At 73.4% G+C, this 22,294-nt stretch carries 1 protein-coding gene; it reads left to right on the forward strand.

The window, feature by feature from the left end:
• The first annotated feature begins 244 nt into the window (after positions 1-244).
• Entirely contained in the window at positions 245-22,282 is a 22,038-nt protein-coding gene (locus AC0LPE_RS12870) for a non-ribosomal peptide synthase/polyketide synthase (protein WP_490604607.1), read from the forward strand.
• The last annotated feature ends 12 nt before the right edge of the window (positions 22,283-22,294 follow it).

The raw sequence follows: 22,294 nt of genomic DNA on the forward strand, positions 1-22,294 counted from the left end.
CCGCGGCACGGGCACGGCCTCCGGGGCGCATCGGCCGGTGGTGGTGCGGTCGTCGCCGCAATCCGGTCGTACCGGTCGCACAGGTGGTCTAGCTTGTTGTGTGGTCCCTGTCACACGGGATCACACGATCGAACGGGGGTCCGATCGCGGCGCCGCACGCCCAGCGGCACCGGGGTCGGCCCCTGCACGCGATGTCGGGGGACACACGCCGATCACGGCCAACAACATCGCTTTCGGAGGGGACATGTCGCTGCGACACCTTCGTCCGCAGATACCGGCCGGCGCTTTCCCGCTGTCGTCCGCGCAACGGGCCATCTGGTTCGCGCAGCAGCTCGCACCCGAGGTACCCGTGTGCATCGCGCAGTATGTGGATCTGCGCGGCGCCCCGGACCTGGATCTGCTGCGTCGCTGCGGATATCGCGCCGGTGCCGAGTTCCAGTCCGCCTATCTGCGGGTCGTCGACGTCGACGGCGAACCCGTCCAGTACGTCGACCCCACCGTCGAGGACCGCAACGAGATCCGGCTGCTCGACTTCCGCGGCGCACCCGATCCGATGGCGGCGGCGCACGAGTGGATGACCGCCGACTACGCCACCCCGGTGGATCTGGCGAACGACCTGCTGGTGAACATGACGATCCTGCAGATCGCCGACGACCGGTTCCTCTGGTACGCCCGCATCCACCACGTCGCCCTCGACGGATTCGCGGCGATGACCATGGTCAACCGCATCGCCGCGCTGTACACCGCGGCGATCGAAGGCCGCGAGGCGGAGCCGTCCAAGGCCGCCGACCTGCGCGCCCTGTACGACTGGGACCGCGACTACCGCACCTCCGAGCGCTACCGCACCGACCGCGACTACTGGATCGAGCGGGTCGCCGGACTCGAGGACGGCTCGACCCTCGCGCAACGCGACGCCCCCACCGCGGCGGTGTCGCTGCTGTCGAGCCACACCCTCCCCGACGAGCTCGTCGACGCGCTGACCGCAGTGGACGACGAGCCGGGACTGTCGTCGACGGCGGCGGTGATCGCGGCATTCGCGTGCTATCTGGCGCGGATGACCGGCCGCGACGACGTGATGATCAACCTGCCGGTCTTCGCCCGCACCACCGCGATGGCCCGCCGCTCCGGCGGCATGCTCGTCAACACCGCGCCGCTGCACATCTTCCTCGAACCGGGCGACACCCGCACCGAGCTGGTGCGGCGGGTGCAGCTCGAACTCACCGGGGCGCTGCGGCACCAGCGGTTCAGCCTCGAGGACATCCGCCGCGAGACCGGCGCGGCCGGCGATCCGTATCGCTATGCCGGGCCGATGGTCAACGTCATGCTGTTCCGGCAGGAGATCGTGCTCGGCGCCATCCGCGGCGAATTCCACATCATGACCTCCGGTCCCGTCGAGGACCTGTTGGTCAACATCTATCAGAGCGGCGACCCGGCCCGGACCTTCCTCGACTTCCGCGGCAACCCCCACCGCTACGACGAGGACGAACTGCGCACCCACCACGACCGGTTCGTCGAACTGCTCGACGACTTCCTGCGCAGCGCCCCCGACCGTATGGTCGCCGCGATCCATCCGGCCAGCGTGACACTCGGCGAGCAGCGCCGCCGCGCCGCGGCCGCCGCCGGTTTCTGGCGCGAACGCCTCGCCGACGCCCCCGAACGACTCGAACTGCCCCGCCCGGTCACCGCACCCACCGACGACACACCCATCGACGCCCAGGACCGCCTGGCGGTCACCGCCGCGGCGCTCGCCGCGCGCTTCGCCACCACCGAGGGGGGCGCCCCGGACACCACCGTCGCCGCGGTGCTGCACGCCGCCACGGCGGCGCTCACCGCCCGGCTGACCGGCCACGACGACGTCCTCGTCGGGGTGGCCCGCGACGGGCGGGTGCTGCCGCTGCGCGTCGTCGTGGACCCGGCCGAACCCTTCGCCGAGTTGGTGCGGCGCGTGCGCACCCTCGACGCGGATCTGTCCGCCCACACCGACGTCGACCCGGCCGTGCTCGCCGCCCTCGGGCCCGCCTGCCCGGTGGTGCTCGCCCTCGACGACCCGACCCCCGCCCCTGCGGAGGCGGTGCTGCGCGTGGCGATCGACACCACCGGCACCACCTTGCAGATCCGCACCGGCTACCGGCCCGAGCAGGTGGACGCGCACACCGCCACCACCACCGGCCGGCGACTCGGCCGCGCCCTGACCGCGGCGCTCACCGACCCGCACCTGCCCACGGGGGATCTGCCGTTCGTCGGCGGCGACGAGGTCGCCGGGCTGGTCCCGGCGCACGGCGACCCGGCGCGCTCCGCGCAGACCCTGCCGGAGATCCTGTGCGCGGTCGCCGCGGTCGTGCCGGACACCGAGGCGGTGGTATGCGAGGACCGGCGCATGACCTACGGCGAACTCGACACCTGGTCCAACCGGCTCGCCCGCGTCCTCATCGACGCCGGGGCCGGACCGGAGACCTTCGTCGCCGTCGGCATCGCCCGCTCCCTCGAATCGGTGGCGGTGATCTGGGCGGTCGCCAAGTCCGGGGCCGCCTTCGTGCCCGTCGACCCGAAGTATCCGGCCGAACGCATCGAGTACATGCTCACCGACTCCGGGGCGATCCTGGGCCTGACCACCGCCGCGCACCGCGACGAGCTGCCCGGCACGGTGCCCTGGCTCGTCCTCGACGATCCGGATCTCGACGCACGGATCGCGCAGGCCGGTGATGAGCCGGTCACCGACGACGACCGGCCGGGCACGCTGCTGTTCGACCATCCCGCCTACCTGATCTACACCTCCGGCTCCACCGGCCGCCCCAAGGGCGTGGTGGTGCCGCACCGCGGCCTGGCGAACCTGTCGGCGACCCTGCACACCCGCCTGGCCCCGCCTCCGGCGGCGCGGGTGTCGCACTTCTCCTCGCCGAGCTTCGACGCGTCGATCTTCGAGTACATGACCGCCTTCGGTATCGGTGCGACCCTCGTGGTGGTGCCCGCCCACATCTACGGCGGCGGCGAACTGGCGGCGCTGCTGCGCCGCGAACGGGTCACCCACCTGTTCTCCACCCCGGCGGCGCTGGCGTCGGTGGACCCGACCGGCGTCGAATGTGAGGCGGTCACCGTCGCAGGGGAGGCGTGCCCGCCGGAACTGGTGGCGCGCTGGGCACCCGGGCGGCGGATGTACAACGCGTACGGGCCCACCGAGACCACCATCGTCTGCAACATCACCGACATGCTGGTGCCGGGGGAGACCGTCACCATCGGCCACCCGGTGTGCGGCATCGACGAGCTGATCCTCGACGGGCGGCTGCATCCGGTGCCGGTCGGGGTCGCCGGGGAGCTGTACATCGCCGGCCCCGGCGTCACCCGCGGCTATCACGACCGGCCCGGCCTGACCGCGACCCGCTTCGTCGCCGACCCCTTCGGCCCGCCCGGCTCCCGCATGTACCGCACCGGCGACGTCACCCGCTGGCGGGTCCGCGACCCGCACCGTCCCGCCCGTTCGGTGACCGTCGAATATCTCGGCCGCTCCGACTTCCAGGTCAAGATCCGCGGGTTCCGCATCGAACTCGGCGAGATCGACGCCGCCCTGAGCGACCGCCCGGACGTCGCCTTCGCCGTCACCCTCGGCCGCGCCGCACCCTCCGGGGAACAGATGCTCGTGTCCTACGTGCTGCCCGACGCCGGTTGCACCCTCGACCCGGAGCAGCTGTCCGCGGCGCTGGCGGCGCGGCTGCCCGCCCACATGGTGCCCGCCGCGATCATGGTGCTCGACGAGATCCCGCTGACCGCCGTCGGCAAACTCGACCGCAAGGCACTGCCCGAACCGGTCTTCGCCGGTGCCGGCGGGGCGGCGGCGATGTCGCCCACCGAGACCGCGCTGGCCGCGATCTTCGCCGACCAGCTCGGTGTCGCCGAGGTCGGCGCCGACGACAGCTTCTTCGAGCTCGGCGGCAACTCGCTGGTCGCCACCCGGGTGATCTCCCGCATCAACGACGCCTTCGGCACCGATCTGGGGGTGCGGTCGCTGTTCGAGGCCCCCACCGTGCGGGCGCTGGCGGCGAACCTGCCCGCCGGCGACGACGTCGACCGGCCCGCCCCGGCGCCGGTGCTGCCGCGCCCGGACCGCATCCCGGTCTCCGCCGCCCAGCAGCGCCTGTGGTTCGTCGACCAGCTCGACCCGTCCTCGGCCGCCTACAACATCCCGGTCGCGTTGCGGCTGCGCGGCGCCCTCGACCACGCGGCGCTGGTCGCCGCGACCCGCGATGTGCTCGACCGGCACGAGGCGCTGCGCACCGTCTACCCGGCCACCCCGGCCGGGCCGATCCAGCAGGTGCTGCCCGTCGACGCGCTCGCCCTGGACCTGACCCCCACCGCCACCGCCGATCTCGACGCGGACGTCGCCGCGGTGGTCGCGGCCGGTTTCGATGTCACCGTCGACCCGCCGCTGCGGATGCGGCTGTTCCGCGTCGCCGACGACGAGCACGTGCTCGCCGTGGTGGTGCACCACATCGCCGCCGACGGCGCGTCGCTGGCGCCGCTGTCGCGGGATCTGGTCACCGCCTACGCCGCGCGCGCCGTCGGCAGCGCCCCGGACTGGGCGCCGCTGCCGCTGCAGTACGCCGACTACACCCTGTGGTTCGCGGATCTGCTCGGCGACGTCGACGACCCGGCCTCCCGCGCCGCCCGGCAGCTCGAGTACTGGCACGAGATCCTCGCCGGCGCCCCCGATCTGCTGGCGTTGCCCACCGACCGGCCGCGCCCCCCGCAGCAGTCCTTCCGCGGTGCGAGCGTCGACGTCGAGATCGCCCCGGAGCTGTACGGGCGGATCCGGCAGCTCGCCCACGCCCACACCGCCACCGAGTTCATGGTCGTGCACGCCGCCCTCGCGGTGCTGCTCGCCCGCCTGTCCGGCGGCGACGACATCGTCGTCGGCACCCCCGTCGCCGGGCGCAGCCACCGCCACCTCGACGACCTGGTCGGTATGTTCGTCAACACCGTCGCGCTGCGCACCGCGGTGCCCGCCGACCTGTCCTTCGCGGAGTTCCTCGCCGCGGTGCGCGACACCGACCTGGCGGCCTTCGCGCACACCGATCTGCCGTTCGACCGGCTCGTCGACGCCGTGGTGCCGGCCCGCTCGGCGGCCTATTCGCCGCTGTTCCAGGTGATGCTCGCCTTCGCCGACACCACCGGCGCGCACCTGACCCTGCCCGGCCTGGACGTCGACATCGCCGAGATCGACACGCACACCACCAAGTTCGACCTGCACCTGCAGCTCGGGGCGGTCGCCGACAGCGACGGCCGCACCCACGCGCTGCGCGGCGCGCTGTCCTACGCCACCGACCTGTTCGATCCCGCCACCGCCGCCGCGATCGGGCAGCGCCTCGTGCGGCTGCTCGAGACGGTCACCGCCGATCCGGCGGTGCCGGTCGGCGACGTGGATCTGCTCACCGCCGACGAACGCCGCACCGTGCTCGACACGTGGAACGCCACCGCCGCCGACGCCGGTCCCGCCACCACCCTCGGGGAACTGTTCGCCGCGCAGGTCGCCGCGACCCCGCACGCCCCGGCCGTCACCGTCGACGGCCGCACCCTCGGCTACGCCGAATTCGACGCGGTCACCAACCGGCTCGCGCGGCGGCTGCTGCGCGCGGGCGCCGGACCGGACCGGGTGATCGCCCTCGCCGCGCCGCGCTCGCTGGATCTGCTCGTCGGCATGTACGCGATCGTCAAGAGCGGCGCCGCCTATCTGCCGCTCGACCCGGAGCATCCCGCCGAGCGACTGCGCTACGTCCTCGACACCGCCGCGCCGATCGCGGTGCTCACCACCAGCGACGTCGCCGACGCCCTGCCGGACACCGGCGCCGAGGTGCTGCGCATCGACCGGCTCGACCTCGACGACGAATCCCCGGCGGCCCTGACGGCGGCGGATCGGCCGGAGCCGAGCGGCGCGCATCTCGCCTATGTGATCTTCACCTCCGGCTCCACCGGCCGCCCCAAGGGCGTGGCGGTGCCGCACGCCGCGATCGTCAACCGGTTGCGCTGGATGCAGCACACCTATCCGCTGACCGCCGAGGACACGGTGGTGCAGAAGACCCCCGCCACCTTCGATGTGTCGGTGTGGGAGTTCTTCTGGCCGCTGCAGGTCGGGGCGCGCCTCGCCGTCGCCGCCCCGGGCGGGCACCGCGATCCCGGTTATCTGCTGCGGCTGTTCGCCGAGGAGCAGGTCACCGTGGCGCATTTCGTGCCGTCGATGCTCGCGGTGTTCGTCGACGCCCTGCACGGCCGCGACCGGGAGCCGCTCGTGTTGCGGCACGTGTTCGCGTCGGGGGAGGCGCTGCCCGCCGAGACCACCACCGCACTGCGCGCGGCGCTGCCGCACACCGCCCTGCACAATCTGTACGGGCCCACCGAGGCCGCGGTGGACGTCACCGCCTGGACCACCACCGACACCGACCACGGATCGGTGCCGATCGGGCTGCCGGTGTGGAACACCCGCACCTACGTGCTCGACGCGCGGCTGCATCCGGTGCCCGCCGGCGCCGCCGGCGAACTGTATCTGGCCGGCATCCAGCTCGCCCGCGGCTATCTCGACCGCCCCGCGCTGAGCGCCGACCGGTTCGTCGCCGATCCGTTCGGGGCGCCGGGGGAGCGGATGTACCGCACCGGGGATCTGGCCACCCGCCGCGCCGACGGTGCCCTGATGTACTTGGGGCGCACCGACTTCCAGGTCAAGATCCGTGGTCTGCGCATCGAGCTCGGCGAGATCGAGCAGGTGCTGCGCGCCCGCGACGAGATCGGGCAGGCGGTGGTGCTCGTCCACCACGGCGCCGACGACCGGCTCACCGGCTATCTCGTGCCCACCCCGGGCCGCAGCATCGACACCGCCGCGGTCACCGCCGATCTCGCCGCGCAGCTGCCGGACTACATGGTGCCCGCCGCCCTGATCGTCCTCGACGCGCTGCCGGTCGGCCCCAACGGCAAACTCGACCGCAACGCGCTGCCCGCCCCGCCGGCACCGACCGCCGCCGGTGGCTACCGGGCACCGCGTACCCCCACCGAACAGCTCGTCGCCACCGTCTTCGCCGACCTGCTCGGCGTCGACCGGGTCGGCGCCGACGACCACTTCCTCGACCTCGGCGGCACCTCCCTGCTCGCGATGCGCGCCGCCGCCCGGTTCGCCGCGGACACCGGCGGGGAGCTCGGCATCCGGGAGATCTTCGACCATCCGGTCGTCGCCGATCTCGCCGCGCACCTCGACCAGCCCGACCGCGCCGGCGCCGGGCGCGGCGCCCCGGTGGCCGGGCCGCGCCCCGACCCGGTCCCGCTGTCCCCGGCGCAGCAGCGGATGTGGTTCATCAACCAGTTCGACACCACCTCCCCGGCCTACAACATCGCCGTCGCGCTGCGCCTGACCGGCCGGCTCGACCAGGCGGCGCTGAAACACGCCATCGGCGACGTCGTCGCCCGGCACGAGTCGCTGCGCACCCGCTATCCGCTCACCGACGACGGGCCCGTGCAGGTCGTGGTGCCCGCCGGCGCCGCCGTCCCTGATCTGGCGGTGCTCACCGTCGACGACGGCACCGACCTCGACACCGAACTCACCCCGATCCTCGCCGCCGGATTCGATGTGGCCACCGAGATCCCCATCCGCATCCGGGTGCTCGCCCTGACCGAGGACGAACACGTGCTCGTCCTCGTCGCCCATCACATCGCCGCCGACGGTTTCTCCATGGGGCCGCTGGCCCGCGACGTCATCGCCGCCTACAGCGCCCGCCACGCCGGGCAGACCCCGCAGTGGACCCCGCTGCCGGTGCAGTACGTCGACTACACCCTCTGGCAGCACCGGGTGCTCGGCGACGACACCGACCCGACCTCGCTGGCCGCCGAACAGCTCCGGTTCTGGCGCGCAGCCCTCGCCGGCGCCCCGGAACTGCTCGAACTTCCGCTGGACCGGCCCCGCCCGGTGCAGCCGTCGCGGCGCGGCGCCCGCATCCCGTTCACCCTCGACGCCGCCGCGCACCGCCGGCTGCTCGACATCGCCCGCGCCCACGACGCGTCGGTGTTCATGCTGGTGCACGCCGCGCTGACGGTGCTGCTCGCCCGCCTGTCGGGCAGCGACGACATCGTCGTCGGCACCCCCGTCGCCGGGCGCGGTCACCGCGCCCTCGACGATCTGGTCGGCATGTTCGTCAACACCGTGGTGCTGCGCGCCCGGGTCGACGACGACGAGCCGTTCACCGCGCTGCTCGACCGCATCCGCACCGGCGACCTGACCGCCTTCGGGCACACCGAGGTGCCGTTCGAGCGGCTCGTCGAGGTCCTCGACCCGCCCCGCTCGACCGCCTACACCCCGCTGTTCCAGGTGCTGCTCGAATTCCAGGACACCGAACGCCCCGAGATCGAACTGCCCGATCTGTCGGTGCGGGTGATCGACCTCGATCCGATGCTGGCGCTGTTCGACCTGCAGCTGTCCATCGCCGAGACCACCGACGCCGACGGCCCCGCCGGCATCCGCGCGTCGTTCACCTACGCCACCGACCTGTTCGACCCCGCCACCGTCGCCTCGTTCGCCGACCGGTTCGTGCGCATCGTCGAGGCGATCACCGCCGCCCCCGACATCGCGGTCGGCAGCATCGACATCGTCACCGACCGGGAACTGGCCGATCTGACCCCGGCGCGGGGCCTGCCGCCGGTCTCCCCGCAGCTGTGGCCGGAACTGCTCACCTCGATCGCCGCGATCCTGCCCGACGCGGTCGCCCTGCGCTTCGCCGACCGGCAGGTCACCTACGCCGAACTCGACGCCTGGTCCACCCGCGTGGCGCGGCTGCTCGTCGACGAGCACCGGATCGGGCCGGAAACGGTGGTCGCGCTGGCGTCGACCCGCTCGGTCGACTCGGTCGCGGTGGTGTGGGCGGTCACCAAGACCGGCGCGGCGTTCGTGCCCGTCGACCCCGCCTACCCGCCGGAGCGGGTGAGCTACATGCTCACCGACAGCGCCGCCGCCCTCGGCATCACCACCGCCGCGCACCGCGACGCACTGCCGGTGCAGGTGCCGTGGCTGGTGCTCGACGACGACGCGGTCGCCGCCCGGATCGCCGCGACGAGCGACGCGCCGATCACCGACGCCGACCGCACCGCTCCGCTGCACTTCGACCACCCGGCCTATCTGATCTACACCTCCGGTTCCACCGGCCGCCCCAAGGGCGTGGTGGTCACCCACCGCGGCATGACCAACCTCAACGCCGAGGTGCGCAGCCACTTCACCATCACCCACCGGGCCCGCGTCTCGCACCTGGCGTCGCCGAGCTTCGACGCGTCGATCTTCGAGTTCACCAAGGCGTTCTGTGCCGGCGCCACCCTGGTGATCGTGCCGCCGGACGTCTACGGCGGCGACGAACTCGCCCGGCTGCTGCGCGAGGAGAAGGTCACCCACGCCTTCATCACCCCCACCGCCCTCGCGTCCCTCGACCCCACCGGGCTCGACGACCTCGAGGTCCTCGTCGTCGCCGGTGAGGCCTGCCCACCGGAGCTGGTGGCGCGCTGGGCGCCGGGACGCCGCATGTTCAACGGTTACGGCCCGTCCGAGGCCACCATCGAGACCAGCGTGAGCCCGCAGCTGCGGCCCGGGCACACCGTCACCATCGGCGGCCCCGCCGTCGGCTTCCACCAGACCGTCCTCGACGACCGGCTGCGGCCCGTCCCCGTCGGCGTGGCGGGTGAGCTGTACATCGCCGGGCCGGGGGTGGCCCGCGGCTATCATCGCCGCCCCGACCTGACCGCCGCCCGGTTCGTCGCTGACCCCTACGGCACCCCCGGTGAACGCATGTACCGCACCGGCGATGTGGTGCGGTGGCGGCACGACGGCACCGTCGAATATCTGGGCCGCTCCGACTTCCAGGTCAAGGTGCGCGGTTTCCGCATCGAACTCGGCGAGATCGACGCCGCCCTCACCGCCCACGACGCGATCGCCTTCGCGCACACCATCGGGCACACCGCACCCAGCGGCGACACGGTGCTCGTGTCCTACGTGCTGCCCGACACCACCGACACCACCGCCGCGCAGATCGATCCGCGGGCGCTGCGCGCCTGGGCCGCGGCGCGGCTGCCCGGCCACATGGTGCCCGCCGCGGTGGTGGTGCTCGACGAGCTGCCGCTGACCCCGGTCGGCAAACTCGACCGCCGCGCCCTGCCGGTGCCGGATCTGACGCGGCTCGGCGGCGACTACCGCGCCCCGAGCACCGATCTCGAGGCCACCGTCGCCGAGATCGTCGCCGAGGTCCTCGGGCACCCGCAGGTCTCCGTCGACGACAACTTCTTCGATCTCGGCGGCAACTCCCTGATCGCTACCCGCGTCGTCGCCCGCCTCAACGCCGCGCTCGGCACCGACGCCGGGGTCCGTGCCCTGTTCGAGGCCCCCACGGTGCGGGCGCTCGCCGCACGGATCCTCGACGATCACGGCGGGTACGGGCGGGTGCCGCTGGTCGCCGCCGAGCGGCCCGAACGGTTACCGCTGTCGCCGGCGCAGCAACGCATGTGGTTCGTCAACCAGTTCGACACCACCTCCGCCGCCTACAACATTCCCCTGGCGATCCGCCTGTCCGGCCGCCTCGACGTCGCGGCGCTCACCGCGGCGGTGCGCGACGTGCTCGACCGGCACGAGAGCCTGCGCACCTGGTATCCCGGCGACGACCAGGGTCCCCGCCAGGTCGTCGTCGACACCGACCGGGTGCTCGGCGCGCTGACCGCCCGGCCGGTCACCGCCGAGGAACTGCCCACCGAGCTCGGCGAGTTCGTCGGTGCCGGTTTCGACGTGGCCGCGGCCGTGCCGGTGCGGCTGCGGCTGTGGCGCCTGGACGAGCACGCCCATGTCCTGGCGGTGGTGGTGCATCACATCGCCGCGGACGGCTCGTCGATGGCGCCGCTGGCCCGCGACCTGATGCTCGCCTACACCGCCCGCACCGGCGGGACGGACCCGGACCGGGCACCGCTGCCGGTGCAGTACGCCGACTACGCCCTGTGGCAGCGCCGGCTGCTCGGCGACCCGGACGACCCGACCTCCCTGGCCGCCGCGCAGCTGCGGTTCTGGCGCGACACCCTCGCCGACGCCCCCGAACTGCTGCCGCTGCCCACCGACCGGCCGCGCCCCACCCAGCGCAGCTTCCACGGCGCCCTGCACCGCTTCACCGTGCCCGCCGACGTGCAGCGGCGCCTCGAGGCGCTGGCCGCCGAGCACGACACCACCGTGTTCATGGCCGCGCACGCGGCGTTCGCGGCGCTGCTGGCCCGCCTGACCGGCACATCCGACATCGTCATCGGCTCCCCGGTCGCCGGTCGCGGCCACCGCGCCCTCGACGACCTGGTCGGCATGTTCGTCAACACCGTGGTGCTGCGCACCCCCGTCGACGGGGCCCTGTCGTTCACCGACCACCTGCACCGCACCCGCGAGATCGACCTCGCCGCCTTCGGGCACACCGAGCTGCCCTTCGAAACCCTCGTCGACGTGCTCGCCCCGGCCCGCGAGACCGACCGGTCCCCGCTGTTCCAGGTGGTCCTCGAATACGGCAACACCGAGCAGGCCCATCTGGTGCTGCCCGAGCTCGAGGTCGACGCCCTCGACCCGGAACTGCCCGTCGCCAAGTTCGACCTGCAACTGACCCTGCAGGACACCGACCCGGCCGGGGTGGGGGAGCCGGGCGGGATGCCGGCGGCGTTCACCTATGCCACCGATCTGTTCGATCCCGACACCGTCGCCTCGTTCGCGCAGCGGCTGGTGCGGTTGCTCGACGCGGTCACCGCCGACCCGCACCGCCCCATCGGCGACGTCGATCTGCTCACCGACGACGAACGTCCCACCGCCCCCGCTCCGGTGCGCCCGGCCCCAGAGACCCTGCTCGATCTGTACGCCCGCGGCGCCGGATTGGACCCGGCCGCGATCGCGGTCACCGCCCCCGACGGGTCGCTGCGCTACGACGCACTCACCGACCGGGTGCAGCGCCTGGCGCGGCTGCTCGTCGAGCACGGCGCCGGACCGGACCGGCTCGTCGCGGTCGCGTTGCCGCGCGGCACCGACCTGATCGTCGCGCTGCTCGCCGTAGTGCACAGCGGCGCCGCCTATCTGCCCATCGACGTGGCGTTCCCGCCGGACCGGCTCGCGTACATGTTCGACGACGCGGCCCCGGTGTGCCTGCTCACCACCGCCGAACACGCCACCGCCCTGCCCCCGCACACCCCACCGGTCGTGGACCTGCACGACCCGGCGGTGCGCACCCGCCTTTCCGAGATGCCCGGTGGCGGTGACGGATTGCCGCGCGTGCACCCGGATGCGGCGGCGTACGTCATCTACACCTCCGGGTCCACCGGCCGCCCCAAGGGCGTGATGGTGCCGCACCGCACCGTCGTCACCCTGCTCACCGACACCACCGAGATGCTCGGTGTCGACGCCTCCGATGTGTGGACGTTGTTCCACTCCTACGCCTTCGACTTCTCGGTGTGGGAACTGTGGGGCGCGCTCGCCCACGGTGGCCGGCTCGTCGTCGTCGACTACCACACCGCCCGCAACCCGCAGGAGTTCCTGGCGTTGCTGCGCCGCGAACGGGTCACCGTGCTCAACCAGACCCCGACGGCGTTCTACCAGCTCATCGACGCCGACCGTGCCGCCGGCACCGACCTGCCGGCGCTGCGCCGGGTGATCTTCGGTGGGGAAGCCCTCGACTTCGGGCAGCTCGACCGCTGGTACCGGCGCCACGACGACACCGCCCCGACGCTGGTGAACATGTACGGCATCACCGAGACCACCGTGCACGTCACCGCCCGCACCATCACCCGCGACCTCGCCGCCACCGCCGCGGCGAGCCTGATCGGCCCACCACTTCCGTCGCTGCGCCTGCACATCCTCGACAACCGGCTGCATCCGGTGCCCACCGGGGTGATCGGCGAACTGTACGTCTCCGGCGCCCAACTCTCCCGCGGCTATCTGCACCGCCCGGATCTGACCGCCACCCGGTTCGTCGCCGACCCGCACGGCGCCCCCGGCGACCGGCTCTACCGCACCGGGGACCTGGCGCGCCGCACCCGCGACGGCGAGATCGAATATCTCGGCCGCGCCGACTTCCAGGTGCAGCTGCGCGGGTTCCGCATCGAACTCGGCGAGATCGAAGCGGCGCTGCTGCGCGCCCCCGGTGTCGGCCGCGCCGTGGTCGTCGTCCACACCGACGACGCCGCCGGCACCGAACGTCTCGTCGGCTACGTGGTGCCCGAGACCGGCCACGATCTCGACGTCGACGTGGTGCTCGAGCATGCCGCCGGGGAACTCGCCGCGTACATGCTGCCGTCCACCCTGGTGGTGCTCGACACGCTGCCGGTCACCGCGACCGGCAAACTCGACCGGCGCGCGCTGCCCGCCCCCGACTTCGCCGCCCGCACCACCGTCTCCCGCGCCCCGGCGCGCGGCCCCGAAACGGTGCTGGTGGAACTGTTCGCCCAGGTCCTCGGCCTGCCGACGGTGGGGGTGGACGATTCGTTCTTCGCCCTCGGCGGCGATTCGATCATGTCCATCCAGCTGGTCTCCCGCGCCAAGGCCGCCGGCCTGGACCTGACCCCACGCGAGGTGTTCGAACACAAGACCCCCGCGGCGCTCGCCGCCGTCGTCGGCACCACCGCCCCCGCCGAGACCCTCGCCGAGCTGCCCGGCGGCGGGGTCGGGGACATGCCGCTACCGCCGATCGCGCACTGGATGCTCGACCGCGGCGGCAGCATCGGCCGCTACTCGCAGGCGCTGCTGCTGCGCCTGCCCACCGGACTGGACGCGACCACGCTGCGGGCGATCGTCACCGCCGTCCTCGACCGGCACGACATGCTGCGCGTGCAACTGCGTCCGGCGCCGGACGCCCCCGGCGGACACGTGCTGCACGTACCCGCCCCGGGCAGCGTCGACGTCGACACCGTCATCCACCGGGTGCCGGTCACCAGCGCCGCCGACAGCGACGACTTCTTCGCCCTGGCCGCCACCGAACTCGACGCCGCCGCCGACCGACTCGACCCGCACAACGGGGCGGTGGTGCAACTGGTGTGGTTCGACGCCACCAGCGGAGCCGGCCGGTTGCTCATCGTCATCCACCATCTCGCCGTCGACGGGGTGTCCTGGCGCATCCTCGTCCCCGACCTGGCCGCCGCGTGGGCGTCCGCTACGACCGGCAGTGCTGCCCTCGCCGGCACCGGTGCGCTGCTGCCCCCGCACACCGGCACCAGCGTGCGCCGCTGGGCCCACGCCCTGCGCGACGCCGCCCCCGAGCGCCGCACCGAACTCGACTTCTGGCGCGGAGTGCTCGACGGACCGAACCCGCCGCTCGGGCACCGGATGTTCGATCCGGCGCGCGACACCAACGCCACCGTCACCACCGTCGCCACCGAACTGCCCATCTCGGTCACCGAAGCGCTGCTCACCGCCGTGCCCACCGCCTTCCACGGCGCCGTCGACCACGGGCTGCTCACCGCGCTCGCCCTGGCGGTGGCGGCGTGGCGCCGCGACCGCGGCCACGACCCGACCTCGCTGCTGCTCAACCTCGAAGGGCACGGCCGCGACAGCACCGCCGCCGCCGGCGCCGACCTGTCCGGCACCGTCGGCTGGTTCACCACCATCCACCCGCTGCGCCTGGACCTGACCGGAATCGACCTCGACGACGCGCTCGCCGCCGGCCCGGCCGCCGGTCGCGCCGTCAAGACCGTCAAGGAACACCTCACTGCCGTCCCCGACCACGGCACCGGCTTCGGGCTGCTGCGCTATCTCGACCCCGACACCGCCGCCGACCTGGCGCACGCGCCGGCCCCGCAGGTCAGCTTCAACTATCTCGGCCGCCCCACCGCCGGGGTCACCGACACCGACACCCCCTGGCTGCCCATCGACGGCTTCCCACGCGGTGGGGCGCAGAGCCCGGACATGCCCGCCGCCGCGGTGCTCGACATCAACGCCGTCACCGCCGACACCCCCACCGGTCCGGTGCTCAAGGTGCACTGGTCGTATCCGGCCGGGCTGCTCGACGACGCCGACGTCACCGCCCTCGCGCACCACTTCGCCACCGCCGCCACCGCATTGACCCGGCACACCCGCAGCCCGCACGCCGGGGGCCTGACCCCCTCGGATCTGCCGCTGGTGCGACTGCACCAGGACGTCATCGAACGCCTCGAGCAGCGCTACGGGCGCCTGGACACCGTGTGGCCGACCGCGCCGCTGCAGACCGGTCTGCTCTTCCACGCCCTGCTCGCCGGGGACCGCCCCGACGCCTACATCGTGCAGCTCGTGCTCGACCTGCGCGGTGAGGTCGACGCGAGCCGGATGCGCCGTTCCCTGCAGCTGCTGCTCGACCGGCATCCGGCGTTGCGCGCGGCGTTCCCCGCCGCCGGGGACGGGCACGTGCAGGTCATCCCCACCCACGTGGAGGTGCCGTTCACCGTCGCCGACACCAGCGACGACCCCGACCCCGACGACGCCGCCGCGCAGCTGCTCGCCCTCGATCGGCGCACCCGCTTCGACACCGAGACCGCGCCGCTGCTGCGCGCGACCGTCGTGCACACCGGCCCGGGCCGGCACCTGCTGGCGTTGACGAATCATCATCTGCTGCTCGACGGCTGGTCCACCCCGGTGCTGATCCGGGAACTGTTGATGCTCTACGCCACCGACGCGGACCAGCGGGCACTGCCGCCGGCACCGCACTACGGCAGCTACCTCACCTGGCTCGCCGACCTTGACCCGCAGGCCTCTCTCGACGCCTACCGCCGCGCCCTCGCGGGGGTGGACGAGCCGACCCTGCTCGCCCCGCAGCACCGACCCGGCACCACCGCCGGGATCTCCGAGGACCTCGACCTGGACCTGGACACCGGCCTGTCGGTGCGGCTGCACGACACCGCCACCGCCCGCGGCGTCACCGTCAACACCCTGGTGCAGACCGCCTGGGGTGTGGTGCTCGGCGCGCTCACCGGCCGCACCGACGTGGTGTTCGGCGCGACCGTCTCCGGGCGGCCGCCGCAGATCCCCGGCATCGAGGCGATGGTCGGGTTGTTCATCAACACCGTCCCGGTGCGCATCACCGTGCGGCCCGGCGACACCGTCGGCGGGCTCGTCGACCGGGTGCAGGCCGAACAGGTCGCGCTGCTCGATCACCACCATCTCGACCTGGGCACCCTCGACCGGCATCTCGGGGCCGCGGTGCGGTTCGACACCCTCACCGTCTTCGAGTCGTATCCGGTCGAACGCGCCGGCCTCGACCGCGACACCGACCTCGGTGGCATGCGGGTCGCCGACATCACCGGCCGCGACGCCGCGCACTACCCGCTGTCGGTGGTCGTGCACACCGACACCGCGGTGCACCTGCGCATGAAGTACCTGCCGGAGGTCTTCGACCGCGACGCCGTCACCGCGATCGCCACACGCATCACCGCCGTGCTCGACGCCCTGACCGGCGACCCGGCCGCCCCGATCACCGCGCTGCCGGCGCTCACCACCGCCGAGCAGGACGCGCTGCTGCCGGTGCACGGACCGGCCGGGGGCAGCGACGTCGCCCTGCCGCACCTGCTGGCCGCGACCGCCGCCGCACACCCGGATCAGCCGGCGCTGCGCGACGGGGAACGGGTGCTGACCTACCGCGACCTCGACGAACGCTCCACCCGGCTGGCGCGGGTGCTGCTGCGCCACGGCGCCGGCCCGGAAACCTTCGTCGCCGTCGGCATCGCCCGCTCCGTCGAGTCGGTGACCGCGATGTGGGCGATCACCAAGACCGGCGCGGCGTTCGTGCCCGTCGACCCGCGCTATCCGGCCGAACGCGTCGCGTTCATGCTCGACGACTGCGGCGCCACCGTCGGCCTGACCACCACCGCGCACCGCGACCAGCTCCCGGACACGGTGCCGTGGCTGCTGCTCGACGACCTCGACCGCGACGCCGCGGGGGAGAGCACCGCCACGATCGACGACACCGACCGCCCCGTCGCGCTGCGGCTCGATCACCCCGCCTACCTGATCTACACCTCCGGCTCGACCGGCCGGCCCAAGGGTGTGCTCACCACCCACCGCAGCCTGGAGAACTTCGCCCGCGATCAGCGCGGCCGCTTCCACGCCGGTCCCGGCGCGCGGGTCATGCACGTCTCGTCGCCGAGCTTCGACGCGTCGATCTTCGAATACCTCCTCGCGTTCGGGTCCGGCGCCGAGCTGGTGGTCGTGCCCCCGCACATCGTCGGCGGCGCCGAACTCGGCGCGCTGCTGCGCGAGCAGCGGGTCACCCACGGGTTCATCACCCCCGCCGCGCTCGCCTCCCTCGATCCGGCGGATCTGACCGCCTTCACCGATCTCGCGGTCGGTGGGGAGGCGTGGCCGGCCGATCTGCAGGCCACCTGGGCGCCCGGGCGGCGTCTCGTCGACGCCTACGGACCCACCGAAACGACCATCATGGCCGCGATCAGCGACCCCCTGGGGGTCGACGACCCACTCACACTCGGTGGTCCGCTGCGCGGGGTGCACGCCGTCGTCCTCGACACCGCGCTGCGGCCGGTGCCGTTCGGCGCCGTCGGCGAGCTGTATCTCGCCGGCTGGGGCCTGGCCCGCGGCTATCACGCCCGGCCCGCGCTGACCGCCGCCCGGTTCGTCGCCGACCCCTACGGCGCCCCCGGCGAACGCATGTACCGCACCGGGGATCTGGTGCGCTGGGTCGGTGACCTCGACCGGCGGGATCTGCGCATCGACTATGTCGGGCGCAGCGACTTCCAGATCAAGATCCGCGGCTTCCGCGTCGAACTCGGCGAGATCGACGCCGTGCTCGCCGCCCACCCGGCCGTCGGGTTCGCCGCCACCGTCGCGCACCGCGCGCCGAGCGGGGAGACGGTCCTCGTCGCCCACCTGCACCCGGTGCCCGGCGCCGACATCGACCCCGCCGCGGTGAAAACCCATGTCGCCGAGCGTCTTCCGGCGCACATGGTGCCCACCGTGGTCAGTGTGCTCGACGAGATCCCGCTGACCCCGGTCGGCAAACTCGACCGCGCCGCCCTGCCGGCACCGGAGCTGACCGCCGGCACCGGCGACCGCCCGGCACCCACCGACCCGCTCGAGTCGCTCGTCGCCGACGAACTCGCCGACGTGCTCGGCCTCGACCGGCTCGGCGTCGACGACAACTTCTTCGACCTCGGCGGCAATTCGCTGCTCGCCACCCGCGCCGTCGCCCGCCTCGGCGACCGGCTCGGCCGGCCCGTGCCGGTACGCGCCCTGTTCGAAGCCCCCACCGTCGCCGCGCTCGCCGCGCATCTCGACGACCGACCCGCCCCCGAGAGCGAGGAACCCGCCGCCGGCACCACCTCCGGCCCGGTCGCCGCACCGCGCCCCGCACACATTCCGCTCTCGCCGGCGCAGCAGCGACTGTGGTTCATCAACCAGTTCGACCCGACCTCCGCCGCCTACAACATCCCCCTGGCCATCCGGTTGTCCGGGCATCTGTCCCCGGCCGCGCTCGGCGCCGCCCTGCACGACGTGCTGGCCCGGCACGAGAGCCTGCGCACCGTCTACCCGGCCTCGGCGGCCGGACCGCACCAGCGGATCCTCGCCGCCGCCGACGCCCCGCTGCCGCTGGACGTGGTGCCCGCCGGGGAGGACACCGTGCACACCGCCATCGCCGATTTCCTCGGCGCCGGATTCGACGTCACCGTCGACATCCCGGTGCGGGCGCGGGTGTTCGCCTTCGGCCGCGACGACCATCTCGCCGTGCTGGTGGTGCACCACATCGCCGCCGACGGCGGCTCCACCGGCCCGCTCGCCCGCGACCTGATGATCGCCTACGCCGCCCGCAGCCGCGGGGAGACCCCGGCGTTCGGGCCGCTGCCGGTGCAGTACGCCGACTACACCCTGTGGCAGCTCGACCGGCTCGGCGACCCGGACGGCCCCGGCACCCTCGCCGCCGACCAGACCGCCTACTGGCAGCAGCGCCTCGCGGGGCTGCCGGAGGTGCTGCCGCTGCCCACCGACCGGCCCCGGCCACCGCAGCAGTCCTTCCGCGGCGACATCACCCGCTTCACCGTCGACGCCGATCTGCTCGCCCGGCTGCAGCAATTCGCCGCCGCACGGCGCAGCACCGTGTTCATGACCGTGCACGCGGCGTTCGCGGTGCTGCTCGCGCGGCTGTCCGGCAGCGACGACATCGCCGTCGGTTCCCCGGTCGCCGGTCGCGGGCACCGGGCCCTCGACGATCTGGTGGGCATGTTCGTCAACACCGTCGTGCTGCGCACCGCGGTGCCCGCCGAGCAGTCGTTCACCGAGCTGCTCGCCGCCGTCACCGACAGCGACCTCGATGCCTTCGCGCACGCGGATCTGCCCTTCGACCGGGTCGTCGACGCGCTCGCCCCGACCCGCTCGACCGCGCACTCGCCGCTGTTCCAGGTCTCGATCGAATTCCACACCGCCGAGCTGCCCGCGGTGGAGCTGCCGCACCTGAGTGTGCAGGGCGTCGCCCTCGACCCGACGGTGTGCAACTTCGACCTCGAACTGCTCGTCGGGGAGAACACCGAGGGTGGTCTCGACGCCGCTTTCGTCTACGCCACCGACCTGTTCGACGCCGAGACGGTGCGGGGCTTCGCCGACCGGTTCGGCCGGCTGCTGCACGCGATCGCCGCCGACCCGCACCGCCCCGTCGGCGATCTCGACCTGCTCACCGCCGCCGAACACACCGCCCTGGTGCCCGCGATCGGACCGCAGGCCGAACCGGCGGTGCTGTGGCCGCAGCTGCTCGACACCGCCGTCGCCGCCGCCCCGGATGCCGTCGCGGTCGTCGACGGCGACCGACAGCTCACCTACCGCGAACTCGACGCCCGCGCGCACCGGCTCGCACGGCACCTGCTCGACCGCGGCGCCGGACCCGAACAGGTCGTCGCCCTGGCGATCCCGCGCTCGCTCGAATCGGTCACCGCGGTGTGGGCGACGGTGCGCAGCGGCGCGGCGTTCGTGCCGGTCGACCCCACCTATCCGGCCGACCGCATCGCCTTCATGCTCGACGACAGCGCCGCCCGCATCGGCATCACCGTCGCCGCGCACCGCGCTGCGCTGCCCGACGAGGTGGACTGGCTCGTCCTCGACGAGATCGACCTCACCGACGGGCCGGTCGCAGCGATCGACGACGCGAACCGGCCGACGGTGCTGCGCCCGGATCATCCGGCCTACCTGATCTACACCTCCGGCTCCACCGGCCGCCCCAAGGGCGTGGCGGTCACCCACCGCGGCCTGGCCTCCCTGGCCCGGGAGGAACGGGAGCGGCTGCAGGTCACCGCCGCGGCCCGGGTGTCGCATCTGGCGTCGCCGAGCTTCGACGCGTCGATCTTCGAGCAGATGATGGCGCTGTGCGCGGCGGCGACGCTGGTGGTCGTGCCGCCGCACGTCTACGGCGGCGACGAGCTCGCCGCGGTGCTGCGTGCGCAGCGGGTCAGCCACGCCTTCATCACCCCCACCGCGTTGGCCTCGCTGGATCCGGACACCGTCCCCGAGCTGCACACCCTGCTCGTCGCCGGCGAAGCACTGCCCCCGGAGCTGGTGGCACGCTGGGCGGCGTCGCGGCGGGTGATCGACGCCTACGGTCCCACCGAGGCGACGATCATGACCTCCCTCGGCGACCCGCTCACCATCGGTGAGCCCGTCACCATCGGCACCCCCAGCCGCGGCTTCCGCGCGCTGGTCCTCGACGGACGGCTCCAGCCCGTGCCCGTCGGGGTGGCCGGGGAACTGTATGTCGCCGGGCCGGGTCTGGCCCGCGGCTACCACGACCGGCCCGCGCTGACCGCCGCCCGGTTCGTGCCCGACCCCACCGGCTCGGGGGAGCGGATGTACCGCACGGGGGATCTGGTGCGGTGGACCGCCGATCATCGCCTCGACTACGTCGGCCGCACCGACTTCCAGGTCAAGATCCGCGGCTTCCGCGTCGAACTCGGCGAGATCGACGCGGCACTGGCCGCGCACCCGCAGGTGGTCTTCGCCCACACCCTCGGCCACACCGCCCCGTCCGGTCAGGCGGTGCCGGTGTCCTACCTGCGCCTGACCCCGAATGCCGATGTCACCGCCGCCGAGGTGAAAACCTTCATCGCGCAGCATCTTCCGCCGCACATGGTGCCGGCGGTGATCACCGTGCTCGACGACATCCCGCTCACCCCGGCCGGCAAACTCGATCGCGCCGCGCTGCCCGCCCCCGTTTTCACCGCCCCGGCCGGAGACTACCGGGCACCGGGTACCGACCTCGACAAGCTCGTCACCGACCTGTTCGCCGAGCATCTCGGTCTCGACCGGGTCGGGGTCGACGACGACTTCTTCGATCTCGGGGGCACCTCGCTGCTGGCCACCCGGCTGCTGCCGGCACTCGGGGAACGACTCGGGCGGCGGGTGCCGATCGCGTCGATCTTCACGCACCCGACCCCGGCGGAACTCGCCGCGCACCTGAGCAGCGGCGAGTCCGAGGCGAGCAGCGGGATCGACGAGGCGTTCCGGGTGCTCGTGCCGCTGCGCCCCGGCACCGGCACCGCGCTGTTCTGCATCCATCCCGCCGCGGGGCTGGCCTGGCCGTACAGCACCCTCGCGCACCGGCTCGACGACGACCGGCCCGTCTACGGACTGCAGTTGCCGGCGCTGTCCGGTGGTCCGCGGCACGACACCATCACCGCGCTGGCCCGCCACTACGTGCGGGAGATCCGCCGGGTGCAGCCGCACGGCCCGTACCACCTGCTGGGTTGGTCGCTCGGCGGGGTGGTCGCGCACGCCGTCGCCGTCGAACTGCGCCGCGCCGGGGAGATCGTCGACACCCTCGCGCTGCTGGACAGCCACCTGGTGGTCGGGGCGTCCCCGGCCGTCGGCACCCGCGACATGCTGCGCGATCTCGGGCTTCCCGTCGACGACGGCGAGCCGAGCTTCGAGCACGCCGCCGCGGTGCTCGACGAGGCGTTCGGCGGCGGCACCGGATTGACCGCCGCGCACCTCGAACGGTTGCACGCCGGGTCGACCGACACCGCCCGCGCCGCGCGGCGGCACGAACCGGACACCTTCGACGGGGACGCGTTGTTCTTCACCGCGGCCCGCTCGGAGGCCCCGGTTCCGGCGGTGGCGGCCTGGCACAACGTGATCGCCGGGGAGATCCACCAGTACCGGCTCGACTGCGATCACCACGAGATGGTGAGCGCCCGGGCGGTGGAGACGATCATTGCGGTGCTCTCGGCGCGGCTGACCGAGAGCGACGCGGCGCTGCGCCGGTGGGGCCGGATCGAGGTGCAGGCCGCCGGGCGCAACGGGGACCGCCGCAACTGACACCCACGTCAT

The sequence above is a fragment of the Rhodococcus sp. S3 genome, from assembly GCF_058211795.1.